The following is a 23,319-nucleotide window of genomic DNA, read 5'->3' on the forward strand; positions in this document are numbered from 1 at the left end:
TTTGTAATGTTTTATCCTTCTTCACAGAACAAGAATGAAAGCGCTTAATAAATGTCCGCATAATGACCACTGACCAATGACGGATCTCTTTAGGACAGAAAAAATGGTAGAAGCATAGAGAAAAACAAATCGTAAAATATTGAAAATTTTATCGCCATATATCAAAATTCTGTTGTTATTATAGGAGGAAATTTGTAATGAAAGCATTAAATCCTTCAAGCCTGATTTTTGTTTTAGCAGTAATTGTTGTATATATTTTATTTACCACATGGTTAACAATGAGACTAAGAAGTAAATCCAGCGCGGAATTTAATAACGCAGCCAAAACATTGCCTGCTCTTGTAGTTGGAATTTTATTAATGTCAGAGTTTATCGGCACTAAATCGACAGTAGGGACTGCTGAATCATCATTTACTGATGGTATTGCAGCTTCTTGGTCACTTATTACGGTAACAATTGCTTTTTTCCTCTTTTCATTCTTTTTAGTTAATAAATTTTATGGAACTGGGAAATATACCATTTCCGGTATAATTGAGCAGAAATTTGGAAGATCTACAAAAACGGTTGTATCGATTATTATGATAGCTGCTCTTTTACTTGTAAACCTAGGAAACTACCTCAGTGGTTCTGCGGCCATTGCTTCTCTTTTAGGTTTACCGTTGATGACATGTGCTATTATTACAGCCATCGTCAGTACGTTTTATTTTACATTCGGAGGAATGAAGGGAGTAGCTTGGGTCACCATTCTTCACTCATTTGTAAAATATGCGGGTGTCTTAATCACAGTAGGAGTTGCATTGTACCTTTGCGGTGGGTTCAAGCCTATCGTGCAAGAACTGCCAAAAAGCTACTTTACATGGGATGGAACGATCGGTGGAGGGACCATTTTTGCGTGGCTTATTGGAAATATGGGAGCTATTTTCTCTACACAATTTATTATTCAAGCCATTACGTCGTCAAAAAGTGCAAAAGCAGCTAAAAAATCAAGTTTATATGCAGCACTATTATGCCTGCCGCTTGCATTGGCAATCGGAGTGATTGGGGTATGTGCACGATATTTGTATCCAAATATCGATCCTATCTATGCGTTTCCAGTATTCTTAGAACATATGAATCCAGTATTAACAGCAATTGTAGCAACGTCCTTAGTAGCATCCATTTTCGTTGGGGTTTCAACCGTGGCTTTAGCTACAACAACATTAATTGTTGACGATTTTTATGTTCCAAAAGCTAAACCATCTCCAGAACAACAGATGAAGATGACTCGAATTATTTCTGTAGTTGTTGGTATCATTCCTTTACTTGGTGTGGTTTTAGCCCCAGAACTATTAACTTTATCTTTTTTCACTCGTGCATTGAGAACATCTATTGCTGTGGTAGCTGCAATGGGATTTTATCTTCCATTCTTTAGTTCAAACCGAGGTGCAACTATCGGCTTAGCAATGTCCGGTATTTTCACAACTGTATGGTATTTGCTAGGAAACCCTTTTGGTATTGACAATATGTATGTCGCTGTCATTACCCCATTTATTGTGATGGTAATTGACCGATTTATCGGTGGAAAAGATAAAAAGTCTGAAAATACTGAATATAACACTGTAGAATATATAGATGCAAAGTAGAAAATAGTTTAGTTTAAGTTAAAAGGAGAGAAATGTAATGAGTAATCAATCAACGAGTATTGTAGCAGATGGAAAGTTAAAAATGTGTCCAGACGGATTGGAACATGTAGAGGCATATATTCCTTCTGATTGTATACAAAATCACGCTTCTAATTTACTTGTACTAGACAACGGTGACCTGTTATGCACTTGGTTTGGCGGCACACAAGAGGGAATAGCCGACATCCACATTTATCTATCAAGACTTAAAAAAGGCCAAAAAGAATGGAGTAAAGCTGTAAAACTTTCAGACGATCCTACTCGTTCTGAGCAAAACCCAATTTTATTTCGTGCCCCAGACAATAAATTATGGCTATTGTACACGGCACAAAAATCCGGTAATCAAGACACAGCGATTGTAAGATATCGTATTTCGGAAGATGAAGGTTATTCGTGGGGACCTATTGAAACTTTATTTGATCAGCCAGGTACTTTTATTCGACAGCCTATTGTTGTATTAGATAACGGTGATTGGCTTTTACCTGTTTTCTATTGCATTACGCCTCCAGGACAAAAGTGGACAGGAAATAAAGATATAAGCGCAGTAAAAATCTCAAAAGATCAAGGTGAGTCTTGGGAAGAGTATGAAGTGCCTAATAGCTTAGGGTGTGTTCATATGAATATTGAAAAATTAGATGATGGTACGCTTTTAGCATTATTTCGCAGCCGCTGGGCTGATCATATTTATAGCAGCCGTTCAACTGATTACGGGAAAACGTGGAGCGAGCCGATTCCAACGCAGTTACCTAATAACAATTCTTCTATTCAATTCACAAAATTAAATAACGGGGATTTAGCGCTCGTCTTTAACAATATGAACGCCGCTAATTGTACGGAGCGCAGGCTGTCGCTTTATGATGAAATTGAAGATGAAGAGGATACAGATATTCTGCCTGCTAATCAAGATACACCTGAAAAAGATGATGAAGGCAGACAAGCATTTTGGGGAGCACCTAGAGCACCGATGACAGTTGCGATTTCAGAAGATGGAGGGAGAACATGGCCATATAAAAAGGATATTGAAATAGGGGATGGCTATGCAATGACCAATAATTCAAAAGAAAAATTAAATAGAGAATACTCATATCCTTCTATTAAACAAAGCGCTGATGGAAAAGTTCATATTGCTTTTACGTATTTTAGACAAGCTATTAAATATGTGTGTGTGTCAGAAGAATTCATAAAGTCTTAATAGCTTCATATACTTCGGAGGGATAAAGTATGCTGTTGGAAAACAAAATTGCGATTATTACAGGAGCTAGTAGAGGTATTGGAAAGGCTATCGCTTTAACTTTAGCTAAAAACGGTGCCTCATTAGTTATACACGGTACGAATCAGACTTTATTAAATGAATTAGCTTTACAGGTTGAGGACTTAGGTAGAGAATGTATTGTAAAAGCTGGGGATGTAGCAGATCCAAATGTTGCAACCGAGGTTGTAAGAGCTGCTGTAGAGCGTTTTGGAAAAGTTGATATTTTAATAAATAATGCGGGTATCAATATGCGCAGCTCAACACTAGAAATGACTTTAGATGATTGGAAAAAGGTATTAGATGTCAATTTGAATGGAACTTTATATTTCTGTAAAGCCGCCTTGCCTTATATGATTGACAGAAATTACGGGAAAATTGTCAATGTAAGTTCTACAACAGCCAAAACAGCGCATAAAAATGCAGCGCCATCTTACGGAGCTTCAAAAGCTGCGGTTAACTACCTTACGATGCATTTAGCTTTAGAAATGGCGCATCATAATATTTTTGTAAATGCCGTATGTCCAGGTCCTGTAGAAACGGACATGAGTAATCAATGGACAGATGAATACAGGAAAGAAGTAACAAAGCGAATTCCGTTAAATAAGTTAGGAACTCCTCAAAATGTTGGGGAAAGCGTTCTATTTTTAGCTTCAAGTATGTCTGATTTTATAACGGGTGAATCCATTAATGTGAATGGCGGAACGTACATGAATTAGGGAATGAAAAGCCTAGAGAGTTGACTATCTAGGCTTTTCAATTGTTTCTCTAAAGAATAGAATATAAACAGGTGATTAAAATGGAATTTTTAACAATCCTATTACCTATTTTCGGCATATTTACACTAGGTTTTATTGGGCAGAAGAAAATAGGGTTCGATACAAAAACGATATCCACCATGGCGCTTTATTTAATGTCTCCGATATTAGTTTTTAGAACGTTTTATACGACAAAATTTCAGGTGGATTATTTATATCTTATTTTTTATACATTTGCCCTTTGCTTTACTTTAATTATAGTTGTATATATTGTGGCGTTTATTCAGAAGTATTCCACTCGAGAGACATGCGGGATGATATTAGCTTCTTCTTTTATGAACAATGGGAATTACGGTACTCCTGTAATTTTACTAATCTTTGGAGTTTCAGGACTTGACTGTGCAATCATTTTAATGGTTATTCAACAGCTGGTAATGTGTACAATTGGGGTCTACTACGCCGCAAAAGGAAGTGCAGAAGGAAATGGTATACGTTCAGCTATTCGTGCTGTTCAGCGCATGCCTGCTATATATAGCGCCTTTTTGGGAGCGTTTTTTCAATTTTTCAATATTTATTTAGGGAAATCAGTCCTTGAAGCGGTAGATTTAGTTGCGAATGCAGCAATTCCTACGGTTATGATTGTACTCGGCATGCAGCTGGCAAAAATATCAGTTAGAAATTTAGCCAAGAGCAAAGTTTCTTTATCACTTATAATTAAACTGATCATTTCTCCTGCCGTTGCTTATTTACTTACTTTGTTTCTTCCAGTTGATGACATGGTTAAACAGATTATGATTACTACGGCCGCTATGCCAACAGCAACAAACACGACAATGTATGCGCTTCAATTTAATACTGAGCCAGAATTTGTTTCAAGTGCAACCCTTATTAGTACATCGTTGAGTTTAGCTACTTTACCCCTAATTTTTACAATTGTACTGTAAAAATCTTTTATGACTACGTAGTTTTTATGTCCCATGAACTTTTTTGACTAATTTTTAGGATTTTATGACTTTTTTTGAATGAATTTGATTGTTTTTGATGTTTTTTTGAATAATCTGATATATAATGAAAGCGTAAACAGTGAAACATGTCGGTTGGTTAAGAAAAACATCCACAAAAACTGGATTCGTTATTACATAAAATCAGGCCTCTGTTTTTTTATAAAAATAAATAGAACTTGAGAAAAGGAGAATGAGGATGGACATATTGGATGCAAAAGTAGTGAATACAAAGTACGGTTTAGAAACATATCTGGATGTATCAGAAAGCGTAGAAATAAAAGAAGTTCATATGCCGAGTTCAGAGAACCAATCTCATAAAATTAAATTTGGAATCAAGTATTTTCTTTTAAGAGAAGGAAAGTATTACGATAGCCAAAAAGGTTATTTTTGGCTTTGTATGAATCACGATTTTAGCAGCCTTATGCTGAGTGAAACGGAAACAGAGAGTTTGTTTGCAGTTAAAAGTGAAGAAGAAAGAGAAGCAACAAAAACGCTGTTAGCAGAATGGTTTATCCAAACGAATGCGTACAAAGAAGTCATCAACGAATGTATCCATCAGATTAAAACGGAGAATATTCGTACAGAAGAAGACATTGAAGACCGAGTGGACGCTATACAATTTTTAGAAAAATTAAAGGTATTAACTGCAAAAGAGATTGAAAACGCTTCTATAGAAAATCTATATGCTCTGCAGCAAATTGGCTAAGCTATAGTTCGCATACGTGGAAATGCAGATTGATGTATAACAATAAGGAGGAAATAGTGAGATGAAATTTTTTATTGATACAGCAAACCTTGAGGATATTAAGAAAGCATACAAAGTAGGTGTTCTAGCTGGTGTGACAACAAATCCATCTTTAGTAGCAAAAGAAGGCGTAAGATTTGAAGACCGCATCGAAGAAATTCTTCAAATGGTACCGGAAGTTGAATCCGTTTCCGCTGAAGTAACTCCTGACGCACTTTCTGCTGAAGAGATGATTGCTCAAGCTGAAGAACTGATTAAAATTAACGACGGAGATAAAAATATTACGATTAAGCTGCCTATGACATTGGCTGGCTTGGAAGCGACGCGCTACCTTGCTAAAAAAGGCGTAAAAACAAATGTAACCCTGATCTTTACAGTAAACCAAGCGCTTTTAGCAGCTCGTGCTGGAGCGACGTATGTTTCTCCATTTTTAGGACGTCTTGATGATATTTCAGAAGACGGAGTACAGCTGGTATCTAAAATTGCTGAGTTATTCCGCGTTCAAAACATCGACTCTCAAATTATTGCGGCATCTGTAAGACATCCGGATCATGTAACGCGTGTAGCACTTGCAGGAGCTCATATTGCCACAATTCCATACGCTGTTATTGAGCAATTAGCAAAACATCCGTTAACTGACCAAGGAATGGAAAAATTTGCAGCAGATTGGGAAAAAGCAGTTAAAGCTTAACAAAAAGTCATATCAATAAAAAAAGCTTGGAGTAAGCATAGCTTATTCCAAGCTTTTTATCGTTTAACTAACTAGTTTCTTTTTACGTAAACGCTCTAAGCGTCGCTGCACGCTATTTCTCGAACGCCCAAGCAGCTGCCCAATTTCTCGCTGATTGCGCTTTTCCTGATAAAACATACGCCACAATCTGGCATCTTCTTCTGCTGTCCACTTTTTATGCTCGTATTTAGGGCGCTTTACATAGTCTAGTTTTCTTTGTTCATTCACCCACGCTGGTTCTGGAATAAGCGTATTTTTAGGTATTTTAAAAAAGTTAAGGCACGATTTATTTTGTTCAGCCCACTTCCAAAAAGATTGAATGTCAATTCCCATAAATGTTCTGGTCTTGGCGATGATCATTTTGTACGGTAGATTCTCTTTATGAATCCACTTGTAAATTGTATGAACATCTACTTCAAGGCAGGCTGCTAGTTCACACGCTGTAATATGTCCTACGTGTGCTTTGGCTCCATACACTTCTAAACGGTTCAACCTCGATTCTAGCGCTTGCACACTTCGCTGTAATTTAGCTGATATGTGTGAAAGAGGTTTTACCCCGTAATACCTTAGCAAATATTCGTCTTCTTGCAGCGTCCATCTTCGCATCGCCGTTTTTCGTGTTAGTCCCAAAACTTTTATGCGCGTAGCAATAGAAGAAGGACTTCTGCCTAAGGAATGTGCCATTTCACGGTTATTCATGACATCAATGTTCTCCTGCAAAAACGCATCTTGTTCAAGCGTCCATTTTTTACGTAAAGCTGTATCCGAAGCACGAAGATTTAATCGAGTAAGTCGTTTATTAACCGATTCCTTGCTTCTATGTAAATGCTTACCCATCTCTTGAAGCGTCATAGCACCATAGTGTTGGATAAGAAATCTATCTTCTTCTTTTGTCCATCGCTTTTGATTTTTACTCACTGTTGTCTCACTCCAATTCACACGAAAAGCTCAAGATGAAAAAGTTGCTAGCAATCTATTTTACGAATGAGCAGTGCCTATTCAGACTGATACTCACTGCGTTTTAGTCTATATATATTTTATCATATTTTTAGAGAAAAACCAAACATGTGTTCTTGTTTTGTTTTAGTCATCATAAAAGGAATTAGAAAAATAGTTGGCTCCTTTAATAGAAGCGAATTATGGTAAAATTGACTATAATCTCTAAAGGATTCACATAACTGACAGCTCAGCATCATTACGTTGAGAAAGGGGAATTGATATGAATTTTAATTTAAAAGAAGCGTTTGAAATACTTGAGCATACGCCACAAACACTTGAAAAACTTTTGTCTGGTCTATCTGCAGGGTGGCTGCAATGCAATGAAGGAGAAGGAACGTGGAATACCTCCGAAGTCATAGAACATTTAATAGAAGCAGAAAAAAACAATTGGATACCAAGGCTAGAATTTATCCTTCAAAAAGGAAAAGAGGGAGTTTTTCCTCCGTTTGACCGCTATGCCCATTTAAACAAGGAATCTGCTAGTTCTATTGAAGAGAAGCTTCTTGAATTCAAAAAGATAAGAATACAGAATTTACATCAACTAAAGCTGCTAGTTAAGCATGAAAAGCACCTTGAAGTGAGAGGAGAACACCCGGCGTTTGGGGAAGTAAAAGTCAGAGAGTTGCTCTCGACTTGGGTTGCTCATGATTTAACCCATATTGCGCAAATTGTTCGAGTAATGGCAGAACGATATAGAGAAGATGTAGGACCTTGGGAAGAATACTTAGGAATACTAAAGAAATAGCAATGACACACAGTGGCCAGCCTTTATCATTCAAGCTTGAATTAAGAAATGTACACGATTACAATAAAATGAGAATAATGAAGATTCAGGAAGTATTGCAGAGGGAACTATAACAACATATCCGATGTTTATAACATGTAGGATCCGTTAAGCAATTTACGAATAAAAAGAGGATTGGACTGATTAAAAGTGAAAGTGAACTCAGAGAAATTTGGCGAACTAAACAATCAAGCTGTACATGCTTATACCTTATTAAATGATGAAGGGCTTAAAATCACCTGCCTTGACTATGGATGTGTGATATCAAATATTGAAATGCCGGATTCTGAAGGGAAGATTGAAAGTGTTGTATTGGGATTTGATTCAATAGAAGAATACCAAAAGTATTCTCCTTATTTCGGAGCTGTGGTCGGACGCGTAGCAGGGCGTATAGGTGGAGCATCGTTTGAGCTTAATAATGAAACCTATCGTCTAGAGAAAAATGAAGGAAACAACCATTTGCATGGCGGAAAAGAAGGATTCAGCCATAAGATATGGAATGCCAAAATAATTGAAGCAAGTGACCATGTAGGTGTTGAATTTACATATGTAAGTAAAGACGGAGAAGAAGGGTATCCCGGCAACCTTGAAGTGAAAGTTACGTATACATTAACGAATAAAAATGAGTTCCATATTTCTTATGAAGGAACAACAGATCAAGACACTCTTATCAATTTAACAAATCATACGTATTTCAATTTAAGCGGAAATCTAAAAGAAACGGTCTTGGATCATGTTTTGAAGCTGAAAAGTAACGAATTCTTAGAGTTGAATGATGATCTTTTACCTACTGGAGAAACGCTAAATGTCACAGGTACCCCATTTGATTTTAGAGAAGGACATAGTCTCAAGGAAGGTGTGGAATCCACACATCCGCAAAACATATTAGTGGGTAAAGGGTACGATCATCCATTTCTTTTAGAAGCAGAAGCTAAAAATCAGATGTCATTATTTGACCCTGCAAGCGGCCGCAAAATAGAAGTCAAAACGGATCAGCCTTCAGTTGTTCTCTATACGGGAAATCATCTAGACGAAGAATTCGAAATTAGAGGAGTTCACTCAGAGAAATACCTCGGTGTTTGCCTAGAAACACAAGGTTTACCGGACGCTATTCATCATAAGCATTTTCCTTCTTGTGTATTAAAGCCCGGTGAAAAGTATGAAGCATATACTCACTATACATTTATAACTGATCGCAGCCTGTAACAAAACGGGATGATAAAAAGGATTGCAACCGAGCCTCTGCCGATTGTAATCCTTTTTTATTGTTACTTTTTCTTTTGGCTTTTTGCACGATTAGCGTCAAGCTCAGCTGCATATTCTTCTTGAGACTTTCCTTGCTTTTGACTCTCAGACTGAATCTTTTTAAATTTGTTATCGTTTAAATTTGGCATGTTAGCACCTCCTTGCAGACAGGGTTATTTTGTACAAGCATTAAGGATTTATATGCTGAAAAGTTTTAATGAACTTGATTAGAAATTTCGCTTAATGCTGCACCGGCTTCATCAACATATACGTTCACTGTCGCAAGGTCGCCGATTGCACAGATTCCAACCATATTATTATTCTCCACTACAATAATGCGGCGAATTTGATGGTCAGCCATCATACGGGCACACTCGTGAATATCCGTATCCGGAGAACACGTAATTACATCTTTGGTCATACAATCATGGCAATGCACAGTGTTGCAATCTTTTCCATCCGCCACGCAGTTTAATACGATATCACGGTCTGTGATCATTCCCATTACTCGATTTTCTTGACACACCGGCACAGAACCACAATTAATATCACGCATTAATTTTGCAGCTGCTGTTACTGGGTCGTGCGGTGCACAAGCTTTCACATCTTTAGTCATAACTTCACGTACTGTAGTCATTTTTATTTCCTCCTTTTAAACATTCACCTCCGTATTTTCTCCATGCACATGCAGAATATGAGAATCAATAATTTCCTAAAAGCAAAAAAGTACAGGATTAAAATAAAGAAAGGAAAAAATTTTGTAATAAAAGGTGAATAAAAGAACTAACGCAGTGTAATAAGCACATAAAAAAGAGCCTATTACACAAACTAAAGAGGATATGATCTAGCTTACATTTTCGTAACGGCAGGAGTTGGGTACATAATGAAAGGTAAATTAACGCTTTTGGCAGTACTTTTATTGCCTTGGCTGTCTATAGTAAAAGTTGATAAATTTGTCTTTAAAAGATACCTACCTGTTTTGACGTTTAGTTCATTGGTTATTGCCTTTATCAGTGAGTTATCTAAAAGCTTTACTTGGTGGAAAGTGAGAAAACCTCTTTTTCCTAAACTTTCAAGCGACATTTCTTTTATCTTTGGACCATTTTTTGTAGCTAATTTTTGGGTATTCAAGCTGACCTATGGGAATTTCAAAAAATATTTGCTGATTAACGTTCTATTTGATTATCTATTTGCTTATCCTTTGACGAGTCTGGCAGAAAAACTAAAGGTATACAAAATGGTCAACATGACGCGTTTTCAACTTTTTATCATCTCGATTGCGACTGCTCTTATTAATTATTTGTATCAGCATTTTATAGAAGATGTATTAAGGCAGGGAAGACAATAGCTGATATTTCGTTAACCGGCTCATCGTCACTTAAATTTCGATACTGTCAGTTTTAAATCATATTAAAGGCCTCCTAAACTTGGTACATAAATAATTAAACGAGATAATAAAAGAAAAGAGAAACATGAGAGAAGATAAACCTCTTTCACGTTTCTCTACTTTGGCATGCACATAGACTTTATCTGTACACCGTCATCGGCAAATATGTTAAAGATTGCCCCGTAGCTGAAGCTGTTAAATGCGACTCTAATTCAAAATCTTCAAATGGTTCGATGTGAGAAAAGGCCTCTAAAAATGCTTCTAATATGATTGTCATTTCAAGTCTAGCAAGAGGGGCGCCTAAACAAAAATGAGGTCCGTTTCCGAATGTTAAGTGCTTTTTATTAGTTGGACGGTGAATGTCTACAGAAAAAGGGGTTTTAAACATATTTTCATCCATATTACATGCACTCATCCACGCAATAACCACATCTCCTTTTTTTAGCTTAACGCCTAATAAATCGTTATCTTGTTTAACCGTCCGATCTCGTCTGGAGATGTGAAAACGATATCGAAGCATTTCTTCTACTGCTTTTGGAGCTAATTCTCTATTGTTTCTCAGCTCGCTGTATAACGACTCGTCGTCATATAAAAAAGAATAAAACATATTTGCAATAGCGTGACTTGTGGTTTCAACGCCTGCACCTAAAAGCAGCATGGTAGCGTGTACAATTTCTTCATCTGTGAATGTTTCACCATCAACTTCGGCTTGAATTAAGTCTGAGATAATATCATCAGAAAGGTTGGAGCGCTTTTCAATGACAATGGGGTAGAGGTATTGAAAATATTCAGCTCCTGCACGTTGCTTTTCTTGTTCAATCTTTTCTAATCTTTCTTGGTCATAAGGCTGAAACAGAATATCTACCCATTTTTTGAACTGATATCGGTCTTTTACCGGTACGCCAAATAGATCTGCTATAACTAAACTAGGAAAAGGAGAAGATAAATCGTCAACAATATCAATAGTTAAATTCTTTTGTATCGCTTCTACAAGCTCTGCTGCAATTTGTGTGATTCGCGGTTCCCAGTTCTTTAAACTGCGAGGAGTAAAGGCTGCAGCAAGCAAAGATCGCGCTTTCCGGTGGTCAGGAGGATCTAAGTTTGTAAGATTGGTAATTGGAGATGTGCTTTTTTTCTTACTATTATCTCCAACAAAAATAGTGGTTCTTTGTCCATCGCTTGAAAAAAATTCGTAGTTGCTCAAGACCTGTTTAACATGGTCGTATTGGAATACATTCCATGTGTTTGTTTCTTCATGAAAATAAACAGGGTGGTTGTTCAGCATTTCTTTATACCATTGGATAGGGAAAAACTCTTCTGCACGTGATTGGAATTTTGGAATTTCTGTAACGGGAATGACTTCTTTGTTCATATGATCTTATTCCTCCTTCAGAATAGGTATAAATTTGGAATCTACTAGCTACATAGCGCTTAGTAGTTGTCACTTGCTAGATCAATAATTATTTTATCGAATTGTACTTTTTAGGTATTTTAAAAGATAACGGGTAAGGAAGTTACTCCTTGTGAGCTTAGTGTAAAATGTAAGTTTACTTCTTCCCGAGGAATGGAAAGGCGCAGATTAGGCATACGTCTTAGTAAGGTAGAAAAAGCAATATCTGCTTCTATACGAGCTAGCGGAGCTCCTAAGCACATATGAATACCATGACCAAAGGCCAAGTGCCGCTTGATAGTACGCGTAATATCAAGTTCCTCTGAATCTATAAACTGCTGCTCATCACGATTTGCTGACTTTAAGACAGGAATTACCATGTCGCCTTTTTTAATCTGCTGACCGCCCAATTCAAGATCTTTGGTGGCATAACGAGGTCCTGAAATAGTGGCTGGCCCGTTAAAACGAAGCAATTCTTCAACAGCTGAAGTTACTAAAGCAGGGTTGGCTTTAATTTTTTCCAGCTGTTCAGGATGATCAAATAACATTAAAGATCCGGTCGCAATTAAATTTGAGGTAGTCTCATGCCCCGCAAAAATTAATAACGTAATCATTGAAAGCAATTCCGCTTCACTCAAGCGATCTCCTTCTTCTTCAATCGCGACTAACTGACTTGTTAAGTCGTCGGCAGGATGCTTACGCTTAGCATCTACTAGCTGCATGGTATACGTTCCAAAAGCTTTTATTTGTTTATCCACCCCAGGATCTCTTCTCCCTAGGCTCAGTCCTTTTGCAATAGCAGCAGACCAACCGTGAATTTTTTCTTTATCTTCTTTCGGAACACCGAGCATGTCAGAAATAACGTTGATGGGTAACGGATAGGCGTAGTCTTTAACAAGATCCATTTTTCCTTTGTCCTGTACTTCATCGAGTAACTCATCGGCTATTTCTTGTACACGCGGACGTAAGCTTTCCATATATCTTGGCGTGAATGCTTTTGATACAAGCTTGCGTAGGCGCCGGTGATCTGGATCATCAACAGAAAGCATCGATTGTCCGCCAAAAAATGTAGGGGGATCAGACTCATCAGTTTTATGTTTTCGTGTATCATGAGGTGTGTTAATAGAACTTTGGTCTACCGTAAAATGATGATGACCTTTTAGAACTTGCATAGCCTCTTCCATACGAGTCACAACCCACGCCTGCGTTTTTATTTCTTCCATAGGAGAAGGAATAGGAATAACAGCTCCCATCTTCCGCATTTTCGAAAATAACACAAATGGATTTTCGCGGCTCTTACCACTAAATAAGTCTAAAACTTCCTTATCTTCTACGGTTTTATCTAGGTTTTTCACAAAAACATTCCTTTCTCCATATAGTTGTAGCCGGATGTAGCTTTTTTACGAGTATACTATTAGTACATTTTTATACACATAGTATAAAAATGTACTAATAGTATATAATTATTTTTATTTATTTATCAAGGAAAAAGGATAAAATTCACGTAGGAAAAGGCAGATAAGTTATACTAAATAAAAAGTAAATTGTAAACAGAGGAGTAGCAGCAATGAATCAAAAACAGCTCGATATTTTAGGGCATACGCACCAGCTTTTTATGGAAAAAGGATACGTAGACACTTCGGTACAAGATATATTAGAAAGAAGCGGTATTTCAAAAGGAACATTTTATAAATATTTTTCATCTAAAAGTGAACTGCTTCTCTCATTACTTTCGTCTTTGCAAGAATCACTTATTCTACAAAGAGAAAAAGTAGCCATTGAATATAAAGGAGATAATCAGAAGGTATTTGAAGAACAGATAATTTTTATGCTGAACTTTGCAGAGCAAAACAAAATTCCTGAAATGATTGAAAGTACACTCGTTTTAAATGAAGTTAAAACATTTCAATATATAGAGGAGTTAAAAGCAGCAACATTCAACTGGATATATGAACGCTTTCAGGAGATTTTCCCCTCTAAGACTTCTCCTTATTTATTTGATGGAGCTGTGCTGCTAGAAGGAATGCTTAACAATATATTTAAAATGAATAAAGCACTAAACTATCCATTGCCTATTGAACAAATTGTCCGTTATTGTATGAAGCGTATAGAGGAAATCGTAATCGAAGTAGCAGAACAAAAAGAACAGTTATTTAACCCTTCCGTTTACTCTGCGGTATTTAATGAGAAAACAGAAAGTCATTTTTCGACTGAGCTTACGCGCGTAACCGCGAAGTTAAAACGGGTGATTGAAAATAAACTAATAAATGAAGAGGAACAAAAGAAGAGTCTGGAATTTGTGACGTTTATATCTGATGAATTACTGCAAAATGATACGGAGCCTCGCACATTTATTATTCAGAGCTCTCTTTTATCGCTAGAGAAAATCTATACTCTCGCACAGACCAAAGAGTTAGAGGAATATAAGGAAGTCATAACTCTCTTAACAAAAGATGATTGATTGGATATTTCAGCAGATCAAGTAAACAAATTCATAAGGATTTGAAGCTCGCCACTTCTACTATTACTTATAAAAAGCTCTTCCAGTTGATAATAACTGGAAGAGCTTTTTGCTTTTATAAGAATCTACCCGCCAGGAGCAAGGCACCTTTCACACCACCTTTACCCAAATATGTGACGAAATTATGGTAAAGGTATTCAAAATAGATAAAAACCGCTTTAAGTGTGATAAATATCACACCCTTTAACAACACAACATGATAATTTTTTAGGAGTAAGCAATATGTCATGACAAAATTCAATATGTTAGGAGGTTATTAGCTCTTTGATCCGTTGGGATGCATCTCTAATATGAACGTTTATATACCATTATTATGTACAGAGATTTAGAAGAAGGGAGCCTGAGCTTAGGTGAGAAAGCAAAGATCAATGCATATTGGCAAGTTAATCATTCTCTTCGTATTCATTACAATTTTTTTAGCAGGCTGTGATAGTCGTTATTTGATTTTAAATCCACAGGGGGCGGTGGCTCAAAAAGAATACCATTTAATTATTTTTTCCATAATTTTATGCACAATCGTTGTTATTCCTGTTTTAGGTCTGCTTGTGTATATCGTTTTACGCTACCGTGATAAGCCTGGAAACAAGGCTCCGTATCGGCCAAGCTGGGACGATAGTAAGCGTCTTGAATTTATTTGGTGGGGCATCCCTATTATTATTATTGGTATTTTAGGTTTCGCTACGGCCAAGACGACGTATGACTTAGTAGATCCGCCGCAAAAAGATGTAAAACCGTTAACAATTGAAGTAACATCCCTTGACTGGAAATGGCTATTTCAATATCCGGATCAAGATATTGCGACAGTCAACTATGTTGAAATTCCAAAAGATGTGCCCGTTCAATTCGTGCTAACGTCAGATGCACCTATGAATTCTTTTTGGGTACCGGAGCTGGGAGGACAATTATATACCATGCCGGGAATGGCAATGGGACTGTGGCTGCAAGCTGATCACAAGGGAGAATATTTTGGTTCAGGCGCTAATTTTACAGGTGAAGGATTTGCTCATATGAATTTTAAAGTTAAATCTACATCGACAAAAGAATTTAATCAGTGGGTAAAACAAGTGAAAGAAACCGCACCAGCTTTAACAAAAGCTGATTATAACAGTCTTGCCAAACAAGGTCTTTCCTTGGAAAAATCGTATTCTACTATTCCTAAAGGTTTATTCCAAGAAATTGTCATTAAAAACGGCGGTCAATATTATAGTCAGCATCACCATATGAAAAACGAAGACATGAAGACCATGAATGTGGCTTCTGATGAACAAACACATACACAGCACGAGCACCAGGAAGGAGGAAAATAAGTTGTTAGACAAATTAAAAGATTTTTCATCTCGTTTTTTTGTGACAGGGGAGCCGATGATTTATGGAGCAGATGTCGCCATTTTGTTAACACTAGCCGGTATTATTTTTGTTCTTACGTATCTTAAAAAATGGAAGTGGCTATGGCGTGAATGGCTCACAACGGTGGATCATAAAAAAATTGGAATTATGTATATGCTTTCTTCATTATTAATGCTGTTTCGAGGCGGAGTAGATGCACTATTAATGCGTATTCAACTAGCATTCCCTCAGTGGCATTTTCTAGATTCTAATCATTACAACGAAATTTTCACTACGCACGGAACCATTATGATTCTATTTATGGCAATGCCGCTTATGTTTGCGTTCTTTAACATTGTTGTACCGCTTCAAATTGGAGCAAGAGATGTCGCCTATCCTTTTTTAAACGCGGTAAGCTTTTGGCTATTTTTCTTTGGCGCCATGCTTTTCAATTTGTCGTTCGTAATCGGCGGCTCGCCAGATGCAGGATGGTTGAGTTATCCGCCGCTTTCTGGCATGCAGTTCAGTCCTGGACCAGGTCAAGATTTTTATATTTGGGGTATTCAAATATCAGGTATTGGCAGCTTGGCTTCCGGAATTAATTTTATTATGACTATTTTAAAAATGCGTGCGCCGGGCATGAAACTTATGCATATGCCGCTATTCACGTGGTCCGTTCTAGCAAGCTGTATTATTATCATTTTCGCGTTTCCTGTATTAACCGTAACGCTTGCTTTATTGTTTATTGACCGCTTCTTTGACGGACACTTATTTACTATGACCGGCGGAGGAAATCCGATGATGTACATTAACTTAATTTGGATGTGGGGACATCCCGAAGTGTATATTGTTGTACTTCCTGCATTCGGTATTTTTTCTGAAATCGTTGCCACGTTTTCTCAAAAGAAGATATTTGGCTATAAGTCTATGGTTTTTTCAATGATGATTATTAGCGTTCTATCGTATTTCACATGGGTGCATCATTTCTTTACGATGGGTGCAGGCGCTAATGTGAATGTGTTTTTTGCTATTACGACGATGGCTATCGGAATTCCAACGGGTGTTAAAGTGTTCAACTGGTTATTTACGATGTTCCGCGGCCGTATTCAAATGACGCAGCCAATGCTATGGACAATTGCTTTTATCCCGTGCTTTGTTGTGGGAGGAGCAACGGGTGTTATGCTTTCAGCAGCTCCCGCAGACTATCAGTATCATAATAGCTACTTTTTAGTTGCACACTTTCACCAAGTGTTAATTGGAGGCGTTGTATTCGGCTTTTTTGCAGGTTTGTACTATTGGTGGCCAAAAATGTTTGGCTTTAAACTAAATGACCGTCTTGGTAAATGGGCGTTTTGGACGTGGAATATTGGTTTTTATGTATGCTTCATGCCTCAATACGCATTAGGGTTTATGGGAATGACGCGCCGTATTTATACGTACGACTTTGACATGGGATGGGGACCGCTGAACGTTATCTCTACAGTCGGAGCTTTCTTTATGGGCATAGGGTTTATCTTTCAAGCATGGCAGATTCTTCATGGCATTAAGTACGGAGAACGAGATGTAACAGGGGATCCTTGGAATGGACGTACATTAGAATGGTCCATTCCTTCACCGCCGCCGCACTACAATTTTGCAGCGATTCCAACAGTAACGGGGCAAGATGCGTGGTGGACAATAAAAGAAGAAAGAAAAAAGAAAAAAGCGAAGGAAACAGCTGCTTTTTCTCCGATTCATATGCCTAAGAATTCAGGTATTCCATTTATCATGGCGGTTTTCTGGTTCATTGCTGGTTTTGGCTTAACGTTCCACTGGGTGTGGATGGCGATATTCGGTTTGACAGGAGTCGGAGCTTGTTTACTAGCTCGTTCTTTTCAATACAACTCGGACTATTATATTCCGGTGGATGAAATTCGACATATAGAAGATTCAGTAGGGAGGGTTGGCTGACATGGCTTATGCGACAGCGCACCACGAAGAACATCATGACGAACATGATAAAGGAATCACAGTTATGGGTTTTTGGCTTTTCCTCGTAACGGACTGCATCTTATTTGGAGCATTATTTGCGACCTATGCCGTTCTTGTTAATCATACTGCGGGTGGCCTTACAGGAAAGGAATTTTTTGGAGTTCCAGGATTTGTTTCTGAAACGTTTATCTTATTAACGAGCAGCTTTACGAGCGGATTAGCTGTGCTGAGCATGCACAAGGGAAAAATAAAGCCTTTAATTGGCTGGCTAATCGTAACTCTGCTTTTAGGTATGTGCTTTGTTGGCCTTGAAATTCATGAATTTCAAACAATGGTTCATGAAGGAGCAACCATTTCCACCAGCGCATTTTTTACAGCTTTCTATACGCTAGTTAGTACGCACGGGCTGCACGTTTCTGTCGGCATCATTTGGATGATTTCAATTACAATCCAATTAAAACGATACGGAATTACCTCTGTAACAAAGCGAAAAGTGACGATTATCAGCTTATACTGGCATTTTCTTGATGCTGTCTGGATCTTCCTTTACACGGTTGTGTATTTAATGGGGGTGATGTAGATGGAGAACCATGGGTCGTTAAAAGCTTATACAATCGGATTTATTTTCTCGATTATTTTAACCGTTATTCCTCCGATGCTCGTATTAAACCATGTATTTGCTAAAAATATATTACTAGCTAGTATTCTAGGAATGGCCGTGCTTCAATTTTTCATTCAACTGTTTTTCTTCATGCATATTAAAGACGGAGAGAAGCCCCGTTATAATGTGATGGCTTTAATACTTGGAATCGTTTTTGTTATTACGATTGTAGCAGGGTCGATTTGGATAATGACTTTTAACTCTCAAGTTCAATAAAAATGGAGCCGTGCACTACACACGGCTCCATTTTTATTAATTTCTCTACTTTGTGATAAAAATCACATACTTTCGTTTGCGTAAGAAGTAAAATAAAAGTGTAGCAAGGAAAGTTCTTTATAAACGAAAGACAAAGGAGAGATTATGATGAATATGGCTTATCGTAACATCCTCGTAGCAGTAGACGGTTCTGTAGAAGCAGAGTGGGCATTTAAAAAAGCAGTTAACAGTGCGAAAAAAAATAACGCTTATTTGATAGTTTGTCACGTTATCGACATACAGGCGTTAAGTCCATCACCTTATGCATTCTATACGGATACACGCTTTCAAGATGCAGAGAAATTTGCTGAAGAACTTTTGACCAACTATAGCAACCTAGCCATCAAAGCTGGAGTAACGAAAGTCGAGACATTAATTGAACACGGCTCCCCTAAAACAAAAATATCTAAAAAAATTGCTCCCGATAAGCACGTTGATTTAATTGTATGCGGTGCGACGGGGTTAAACGCCGTAGAGCGCATTTTAATCGGAAGCGTATCTCAACATATTTTACGCTATGCCAAATGTGATGTGTTAATCGTTCGCACTCCTAAAGAAGCCGAAGAAGAATCAAAGCCTTTACAAGTGGAACTAACAGAGTAGCAGGACAGAAGAGAAAGAAAGCTTATTGTTCACAGCAAAATACAAAGCTCTCACCATTTATTTAAAGAGGGGGGATAAATGTATTCTAGTTGAAAGAAGATCCGAACGAGGAATCGAATTCTTAATAGAGAATTCGACTCGTTGGGATTTTTTTATTGTGATGGTGAACGTAGGTTTCATGTATGCAGCTGTTTTTAGCTGTTGATTGAAGGGGAAGGGTAACGAAAGAAAAGTGAGGATAATAGAGCACATCAAACATGTTTACTAAAGAAGAGGACGGGAAGAACAAGTGTATAGAAAACTTTTCCTTAGTTGGTTAAGGATTCATTCATAAAGGAGTGACGAATATGTCAAAACTAAATAATCCATTAACTCAATATTTCCATGAAGACTATCCAAAACAGTATCAAGAACCGCCCGGTGTACAGAAAAAAATGAACGTCATCCCGAACTGCGGGGAAAACAGTTACATAGGTGCAGGTAAATTAAAAGGCAGAAAAGCTCTTGTGACGGGTGGAGATTCAGGTATTGGCCGGGCAGCAGCGATCGCTTACGCAAGAGAAGGTGCAGACGTTGCGCTTAATTACTTGCCACAAGAGCAAGCAGATGCAGAAGAAGTACAAAAGCTTATTGAAGCAGAAGGAAGAAAAGCCGTTCTCATACCTGGTGATGTAGGCGAAGAATCTTTTTGCAAAGAGCTAGTAGAAAAAGCTTATAAAGAATTAGATGGTTTAGATGTTCTAGCGCTCGTAGCTGGCAAACAGCAGGCGGTAGAAGATATTGCTGATTTAGAAACGGACCAACTGCGCAAAACCTTTGAAGTAAATGTATTCTCTTTATATTGGACCGTAAAAGCAGCGCTGCCTTATTTACCGGCAGGTGCTTCTATTATTACAACAAGTTCTGTACAAGGCTATAGCCCAAGTCCTAATTTATTAGACTATGCAGCTACAAAGTTTGCCATTAACGGATTCACTCGCGGACTAGCCAAGCAATTAGCTCCAAAAGGTATTCGCGTCAACTCCGTTGCTCCAGGACCTATCTGGACGCCGCTGCAAATTTCTGGAGGGCAGCCAAGCGACGCTATTCCAGGCTTTGGACAAGATACACCTTTGCAGCGTGCTGGTCAGCCGGTAGAGTTAGCAAATGTATACGTATTTTTAGCTTCAACGGATGCAAGCTACGTAACAGCTCAAGTTTACGGGATTACAGGCGGGATAGAACTAGCTTAACTCAAAAAAAACACGTGCAGTTATGAACTGCACGTGTTTTTTTGGTTTTATCGTCTTTTACCTTTTAAAGTCTGTACACAAATGTAGCTAAGCGTAGCGAATAACGCTGTAATAAATGCCGAGTGAGACAGTGTAGCAAAGACATTTAAACGAGACATGACAACAAAGATACCGCTGAATATTTGAGCAATGGTTAAAGCAACCGCAATGATGGACGCGTAATAAATATCACGGCGGGTTTCTTTATACTGTTTGATGGCAGATACCATAATCCAAATGATAAGAACAAACAGCACAAGAGCAGCAAATCGGTGGGCAAAATGAATACCTGTTGTTCCTGAAAGTTTTGGAATAAGCGTATTGCCATAACAAGCAGGAAAGCTTGTACATGCTAAGCTTGCACCTTTGTGACGCACATATGCCCCTAAATAAATATCGCAGTAAGTAAACAGAAGCGTAAACCATGCGAGCCATTTAAATTTGCCTGTAACCGCTCCTTTAATAAAATGATCCGAACGGTCCTTTTGAATAACAAACATTGAAAGTAAAAATACGCCGGTAAACGCAATAAGCGAAAGACCGAAATGAAGCGCTAGCGCTTCAGCTGACTGAGGCCAAATAACTGCAGAAGCCCCGAGTAATGACTCAATAACGATAAATGCAATACTCATAATCGCTAAAATTTTCACTTCACGGTTTCTGCGGTAACGAATCCAAGCCCAAATAGAAAATGCTAAAACGAGAAGACCTGCAAATGCGGTAATCAAACGATGCGTATATTCAATCATTGTTGCTACCGCGTATTCGGGTATTAACTGCCCGTTACACAGCGGCCACTCGTTTCCACATCCTAATCCAGATCCTGTGGTTGTGACCAGACTGCCGGCAATCATTAAAATAAACATAACAATCGTTGTAAATATAGCTGTTATTTTAAATAAATTTCTCATACGTTGACTCCCTTTGCTGAGTTACTAATTATGACTATAGATTTGATGAATACGATAGTCAAGTAGTAGAGCGTAATTAACAAATAACTGTCACAAACTCGCACATGTTTACCTTAAAATTTATGTCAGAAAAGCTTTCTTCCTTAAACTTTGTAATGGTTTTTTCCTTTTAAACGATGTAAATATGCTTCCATACATAAGATATAAAAAAAATATATTAGTGATTTTATACAATTTGCAAAAAAAACTTTAGAGAGAATGGAGATACAATCATATTCCAAAAGTGATAATATAAATATAAATTAAATGATGTTATAAAACCTATCATTTTGTGTTAGGTATAAAATAAACTTTTATCACGGAGAAACTTTATTGAAAGGAGAGATAACGATGAGCTTAGAAGCTTTAAATAAAAGAGTAGAAACCGATCTTTCTTACCTTTCCTTCAGGAAACCAACAGAGGTACAGCCAATTATCCCTAAGAGCGGACACGTATACGATGTAATCATTATTGGAGGAGGTCAAAGCGGTTTAGGAACGGCCTTTGGCTTGCTGCGAGAACGCGTGTCGAATATTCTTGTTATTGATGAAAACCGTTCGGGTTTAGAAGGTCCGTGGGAAACGTACGCGCGAATGATTACGCTAAGAACGCCCAAAAACTTAACGTCTATCGATTTAGGTATGCCTTCACTTACGTTTCAAGCGTGGTGGGAAGCACAATTCGGCTCAGAAGGCTGGGAAGCTCTTGACAAAATCCCAAGAGGAGACTGGATGAATTATTTGCGCTGGTACCGGAACATTCTTAACCTTCCTGTGGCAAATGAAATAAAATTAACGTTAATTGAGCCTGCAGAAACAGGTATCCATCGCTTGCATATTGAAGGGAATGGAGCCGTGTGCCCTACACTGATGGCACGTAAAGTTATACTAGCTACAGGAATTCAAGGAGGAGGAGAATGGCATGTTCCATCTATGATTTCTGAAAAATTGCCGTCTCATCTTTACTCTCACACTTCACAAACCATTGATTTTACTACGTTGAAGAACAAAAAAGTAGCTGTTTTAGGAGGAGGAGCTTCCGCGTTTGATAACGCCAACTATGCGCTTTCTGAAGGGGTTGCTGAAGCTCATGTATTTGTTCGACGAAAAGAACTTCCCCGTATTAATCCAATCAGACAAATGGAAGCTTCAGGAATGATTGAACGTTTCCATGCTCTATCAGATGCTGAAAAATATGAAGTGATGGCTCATTTTTTCGAATACAATCAGCCGCCTACGAATGATACATTTGGACGCGCTTCCTCATGGCCAGGTTTTCATTTGCACGTACATGCCCCATGGCTCGACGTCGAGGAAAAACAGAACAAAGCAGTTGTAACCACTCCTCAGGGAACGTTTACGTTTGACTATTTAATTATTAGCACCGGACTTCTAACAGATCCGGCTCTGCGTCCAGAATTGCAACTTGTTGAAAAACACATCGCCCGCTGGAACGATCATTACAAAGCACCGCATGAAATTGCCAACCCAGTATTGGATGCCCATCCTTACCTTAGTAACGGCTTTGCTTTTTTAAGTCGTAATAGGGAAGGTCAAAAAATGGTATATGGCCTTTTTGCTTTTAATTATTCCGCTTTAATTAGCTGTGGAATTTCTGCATCCGCTCTTTCAGGGCTAAAATATGCGATACCAAAGCTCGTCTCAGAAGTCGCCAATCAGCTTTTTATTGATAATCGCCATGAGAATTTAACCAATTTCTTTGACTATGATGAGCCTGAATTTGTCGGCAGCTGGTCAAAGGACAATAATCAAGCGAAAACAATATAGCAAAAACATATTTTTAACAAT

23 protein-coding genes are annotated in these 23,319 nt (G+C 37.9%); 17 read left to right on the top strand and 6 right to left on the bottom strand.

What is annotated here, in order from left to right:
- Nucleotides 1-197: 197 nt before the first annotated feature.
- The 6 genes from JNUCC25_RS09570 to fsa all read left to right on the top strand — a co-directional run bounded on the left by JNUCC25_RS09570 (nt 198) and on the right by fsa (nt 6,108).
- On the top strand, nt 198-1,622 hold the full coding sequence (locus tag JNUCC25_RS09570) for a sodium:solute symporter family protein (protein ID WP_454223204.1): 1,425 nt from the start codon (nt 198-200) through the stop codon (nt 1,620-1,622).
- 37 nt (nt 1,623-1,659) lie between these two features.
- Complete coding sequence (locus tag JNUCC25_RS09575; RefSeq protein ID WP_115653635.1) at nt 1,660-2,853, top strand: sialidase family protein; 1,194 nt, start codon at nt 1,660-1,662, stop codon at nt 2,851-2,853.
- Nucleotides 2,854-2,882: 29 nt separating this feature from the next.
- Nucleotides 2,883-3,629: an SDR family NAD(P)-dependent oxidoreductase gene (locus tag JNUCC25_RS09580; protein ID WP_115653636.1), complete on the top strand. Its 747-nt coding sequence runs from the start codon at nt 2,883-2,885 to the stop codon at nt 3,627-3,629.
- Nucleotides 3,630-3,709: 80 nt separating this feature from the next.
- Nucleotides 3,710-4,612 (top strand): AEC family transporter, encoded by a 903-nt coding sequence (locus JNUCC25_RS09585; RefSeq protein WP_454223205.1) that lies wholly within the window; start codon nt 3,710-3,712, stop codon nt 4,610-4,612.
- Between the two features lie 256 nt (nt 4,613-4,868).
- Nucleotides 4,869-5,378 (top strand): hypothetical protein, encoded by a 510-nt coding sequence (locus JNUCC25_RS09590; protein WP_454223207.1) that lies wholly within the window; start codon nt 4,869-4,871, stop codon nt 5,376-5,378.
- Nucleotides 5,379-5,439: 61 nt separating this feature from the next.
- Entirely contained in the window at nt 5,440-6,108 is a 669-nt protein-coding gene (gene fsa / locus JNUCC25_RS09595; protein WP_013056558.1) for a fructose-6-phosphate aldolase, read from the top strand.
- A gap of 63 nt (nt 6,109-6,171) precedes the next feature.
- On the opposite strand, the gene JNUCC25_RS09600 is transcribed toward fsa, so the two are convergent.
- Nucleotides 6,172-7,065: a hypothetical protein gene (locus JNUCC25_RS09600; protein WP_029321183.1), complete on the bottom strand. Its 894-nt coding sequence runs from the start codon at nt 7,063-7,065 to the stop codon at nt 6,172-6,174.
- 301 nt (nt 7,066-7,366) lie between these two features.
- Between JNUCC25_RS09600 and JNUCC25_RS09605 the strand changes: the two genes are divergently transcribed.
- Nucleotides 7,367-7,891, top strand: a complete 525-nt coding sequence (locus JNUCC25_RS09605; protein WP_064471572.1) for a DinB family protein — start codon at nt 7,367-7,369, stop codon at nt 7,889-7,891.
- Between the two features lie 189 nt (nt 7,892-8,080).
- Nucleotides 8,081-9,136 carry an aldose epimerase family protein gene (locus JNUCC25_RS09610; RefSeq protein WP_013056561.1) on the top strand — a complete coding sequence of 352 codons (1,056 nt, stop codon included), beginning with the start codon at nt 8,081-8,083 and terminating at the stop codon, nt 9,134-9,136.
- A gap of 62 nt (nt 9,137-9,198) precedes the next feature.
- Here JNUCC25_RS09610 and JNUCC25_RS09615 read toward each other — a convergent pair whose 3' ends face one another.
- Complete coding sequence (locus tag JNUCC25_RS09615; protein ID WP_013056562.1) at nt 9,199-9,324, bottom strand: hypothetical protein; 126 nt, start codon at nt 9,322-9,324, stop codon at nt 9,199-9,201.
- Nucleotides 9,325-9,389: 65 nt separating this feature from the next.
- Nucleotides 9,390-9,812: a CBS domain-containing protein gene (locus tag JNUCC25_RS09620; RefSeq protein ID WP_013056563.1), complete on the bottom strand. Its 423-nt coding sequence runs from the start codon at nt 9,810-9,812 to the stop codon at nt 9,390-9,392.
- A 246-nt stretch (nt 9,813-10,058) separates the two neighbouring features.
- Here JNUCC25_RS09620 and JNUCC25_RS09625 point away from each other — a divergent pair, with 246 nt between their 5' ends.
- Entirely contained in the window at nt 10,059-10,523 is a 465-nt protein-coding gene (locus tag JNUCC25_RS09625) for a hypothetical protein (RefSeq protein WP_029321189.1), read from the top strand.
- Nucleotides 10,524-10,701: 178 nt separating this feature from the next.
- Here JNUCC25_RS09625 and JNUCC25_RS09630 read toward each other — a convergent pair whose 3' ends face one another.
- Together JNUCC25_RS09630 and JNUCC25_RS09635 are read right to left on the bottom strand one after the other, a co-directional pair.
- Nucleotides 10,702-11,934 carry a cytochrome P450 gene (locus tag JNUCC25_RS09630; protein ID WP_064471574.1) on the bottom strand — a complete coding sequence of 411 codons (1,233 nt, stop codon included), beginning with the start codon at nt 11,932-11,934 and terminating at the stop codon, nt 10,702-10,704.
- Between the two features lie 119 nt (nt 11,935-12,053).
- Nucleotides 12,054-13,307: a cytochrome P450 family protein gene (locus JNUCC25_RS09635; protein ID WP_053487174.1), complete on the bottom strand. Its 1,254-nt coding sequence runs from the start codon at nt 13,305-13,307 to the stop codon at nt 12,054-12,056.
- Nucleotides 13,308-13,519: 212 nt separating this feature from the next.
- On the opposite strand from JNUCC25_RS09635, the gene JNUCC25_RS09640 reads away from it, so the two are divergent.
- From JNUCC25_RS09640 to JNUCC25_RS09670, 7 genes are all read left to right on the top strand, one after another.
- The gene (locus JNUCC25_RS09640) at nt 13,520-14,413 is read left to right on the top strand and encodes a TetR/AcrR family transcriptional regulator (RefSeq protein WP_064471575.1); all 894 of its coding nucleotides are present in this window, start codon (nt 13,520-13,522) and stop codon (nt 14,411-14,413) included.
- A 428-nt stretch (nt 14,414-14,841) separates the two neighbouring features.
- Nucleotides 14,842-15,780: a ubiquinol oxidase subunit II gene (locus JNUCC25_RS09645; protein WP_064471576.1), complete on the top strand. Its 939-nt coding sequence runs from the start codon at nt 14,842-14,844 to the stop codon at nt 15,778-15,780.
- A 1-nt stretch (nt 15,781) separates the two neighbouring features.
- A complete protein-coding gene (gene qoxB / locus JNUCC25_RS09650) occupies nt 15,782-17,749 on the top strand; it encodes a cytochrome aa3 quinol oxidase subunit I (protein ID WP_078081720.1) in 1,968 nt (655 codons plus the stop codon).
- Nucleotide 17,750: 1 nt separating this feature from the next.
- A complete protein-coding gene (cyoC, locus tag JNUCC25_RS09655; RefSeq protein WP_064471578.1) occupies nt 17,751-18,350 on the top strand; it encodes a cytochrome o ubiquinol oxidase subunit III in 600 nt (199 codons plus the stop codon).
- Nucleotides 18,351-18,647, top strand: a complete 297-nt coding sequence (gene cyoD / locus JNUCC25_RS09660; RefSeq protein WP_454223212.1) for a cytochrome o ubiquinol oxidase subunit IV — start codon at nt 18,351-18,353, stop codon at nt 18,645-18,647.
- A 147-nt stretch (nt 18,648-18,794) separates the two neighbouring features.
- Nucleotides 18,795-19,289, top strand: coding sequence for a universal stress protein (locus JNUCC25_RS09665; RefSeq protein WP_029321208.1), 495 nt, complete (start codon nt 18,795-18,797; stop codon nt 19,287-19,289).
- A gap of 347 nt (nt 19,290-19,636) precedes the next feature.
- Nucleotides 19,637-20,521, top strand: coding sequence for an SDR family oxidoreductase (locus JNUCC25_RS09670; RefSeq protein ID WP_454223214.1), 885 nt, complete (start codon nt 19,637-19,639; stop codon nt 20,519-20,521).
- Nucleotides 20,522-20,568: 47 nt separating this feature from the next.
- On the opposite strand, the gene JNUCC25_RS09675 is transcribed toward JNUCC25_RS09670, so the two are convergent.
- Complete coding sequence (locus JNUCC25_RS09675) at nt 20,569-21,471, bottom strand: COX15/CtaA family protein (RefSeq protein WP_013056578.1); 903 nt, start codon at nt 21,469-21,471, stop codon at nt 20,569-20,571.
- A 390-nt stretch (nt 21,472-21,861) separates the two neighbouring features.
- Here JNUCC25_RS09675 and JNUCC25_RS09680 point away from each other — a divergent pair, with 390 nt between their 5' ends.
- Nucleotides 21,862-23,298 carry an NAD(P)-binding domain-containing protein gene (locus tag JNUCC25_RS09680; protein WP_029321212.1) on the top strand — a complete coding sequence of 479 codons (1,437 nt, stop codon included), beginning with the start codon at nt 21,862-21,864 and terminating at the stop codon, nt 23,296-23,298.
- Nucleotides 23,299-23,319: the final 21 nt, after the last annotated feature.

This window comes from Priestia sp. JNUCC 25 (assembly GCF_053667915.1).

What these genes read in the sequence shown, in the direction of transcription:
- JNUCC25_RS09575 (WP_115653635.1), top strand. Translation starts at nt 1,660, where the DNA reads ATGAGTAATCAATCAACGAGTATTGTAGCAGATGGAAAGTTAAAAATG.
- JNUCC25_RS09675 (WP_013056578.1), bottom strand. Translation starts at nt 21,471, where the DNA reads ATGAGAAATTTATTTAAAATAACAGCTATATTTACAACGATTGTTATG.
- JNUCC25_RS09620 (WP_013056563.1), bottom strand. Translation starts at nt 9,812, where the DNA reads ATGACTACAGTACGTGAAGTTATGACTAAAGATGTGAAAGCTTGTGCA.
- fsa (WP_013056558.1), top strand. Translation starts at nt 5,440, where the DNA reads ATGAAATTTTTTATTGATACAGCAAACCTTGAGGATATTAAGAAAGCA.
- JNUCC25_RS09680 (WP_029321212.1), top strand. Translation starts at nt 21,862, where the DNA reads ATGAGCTTAGAAGCTTTAAATAAAAGAGTAGAAACCGATCTTTCTTAC.
- JNUCC25_RS09625 (WP_029321189.1), top strand. Translation starts at nt 10,059, where the DNA reads ATGAAAGGTAAATTAACGCTTTTGGCAGTACTTTTATTGCCTTGGCTG.
- JNUCC25_RS09570 (WP_454223204.1), top strand. Translation starts at nt 198, where the DNA reads ATGAAAGCATTAAATCCTTCAAGCCTGATTTTTGTTTTAGCAGTAATT.
- JNUCC25_RS09670 (WP_454223214.1), top strand. Translation starts at nt 19,637, where the DNA reads ATGTCAAAACTAAATAATCCATTAACTCAATATTTCCATGAAGACTAT.
- JNUCC25_RS09615 (WP_013056562.1), bottom strand. Translation starts at nt 9,324, where the DNA reads ATGCCAAATTTAAACGATAACAAATTTAAAAAGATTCAGTCTGAGAGT.
- JNUCC25_RS09590 (WP_454223207.1), top strand. Translation starts at nt 4,869, where the DNA reads ATGGACATATTGGATGCAAAAGTAGTGAATACAAAGTACGGTTTAGAA.
- JNUCC25_RS09605 (WP_064471572.1), top strand. Translation starts at nt 7,367, where the DNA reads ATGAATTTTAATTTAAAAGAAGCGTTTGAAATACTTGAGCATACGCCA.
- cyoC (WP_064471578.1), top strand. Translation starts at nt 17,751, where the DNA reads ATGGCTTATGCGACAGCGCACCACGAAGAACATCATGACGAACATGAT.
- cyoD (WP_454223212.1), top strand. Translation starts at nt 18,351, where the DNA reads ATGGAGAACCATGGGTCGTTAAAAGCTTATACAATCGGATTTATTTTC.
- JNUCC25_RS09640 (WP_064471575.1), top strand. Translation starts at nt 13,520, where the DNA reads ATGAATCAAAAACAGCTCGATATTTTAGGGCATACGCACCAGCTTTTT.
- JNUCC25_RS09645 (WP_064471576.1), top strand. Translation starts at nt 14,842, where the DNA reads ATGCATATTGGCAAGTTAATCATTCTCTTCGTATTCATTACAATTTTT.
- JNUCC25_RS09630 (WP_064471574.1), bottom strand. Translation starts at nt 11,934, where the DNA reads ATGAACAAAGAAGTCATTCCCGTTACAGAAATTCCAAAATTCCAATCA.
- JNUCC25_RS09580 (WP_115653636.1), top strand. Translation starts at nt 2,883, where the DNA reads ATGCTGTTGGAAAACAAAATTGCGATTATTACAGGAGCTAGTAGAGGT.
- JNUCC25_RS09585 (WP_454223205.1), top strand. Translation starts at nt 3,710, where the DNA reads ATGGAATTTTTAACAATCCTATTACCTATTTTCGGCATATTTACACTA.
- JNUCC25_RS09665 (WP_029321208.1), top strand. Translation starts at nt 18,795, where the DNA reads ATGAATATGGCTTATCGTAACATCCTCGTAGCAGTAGACGGTTCTGTA.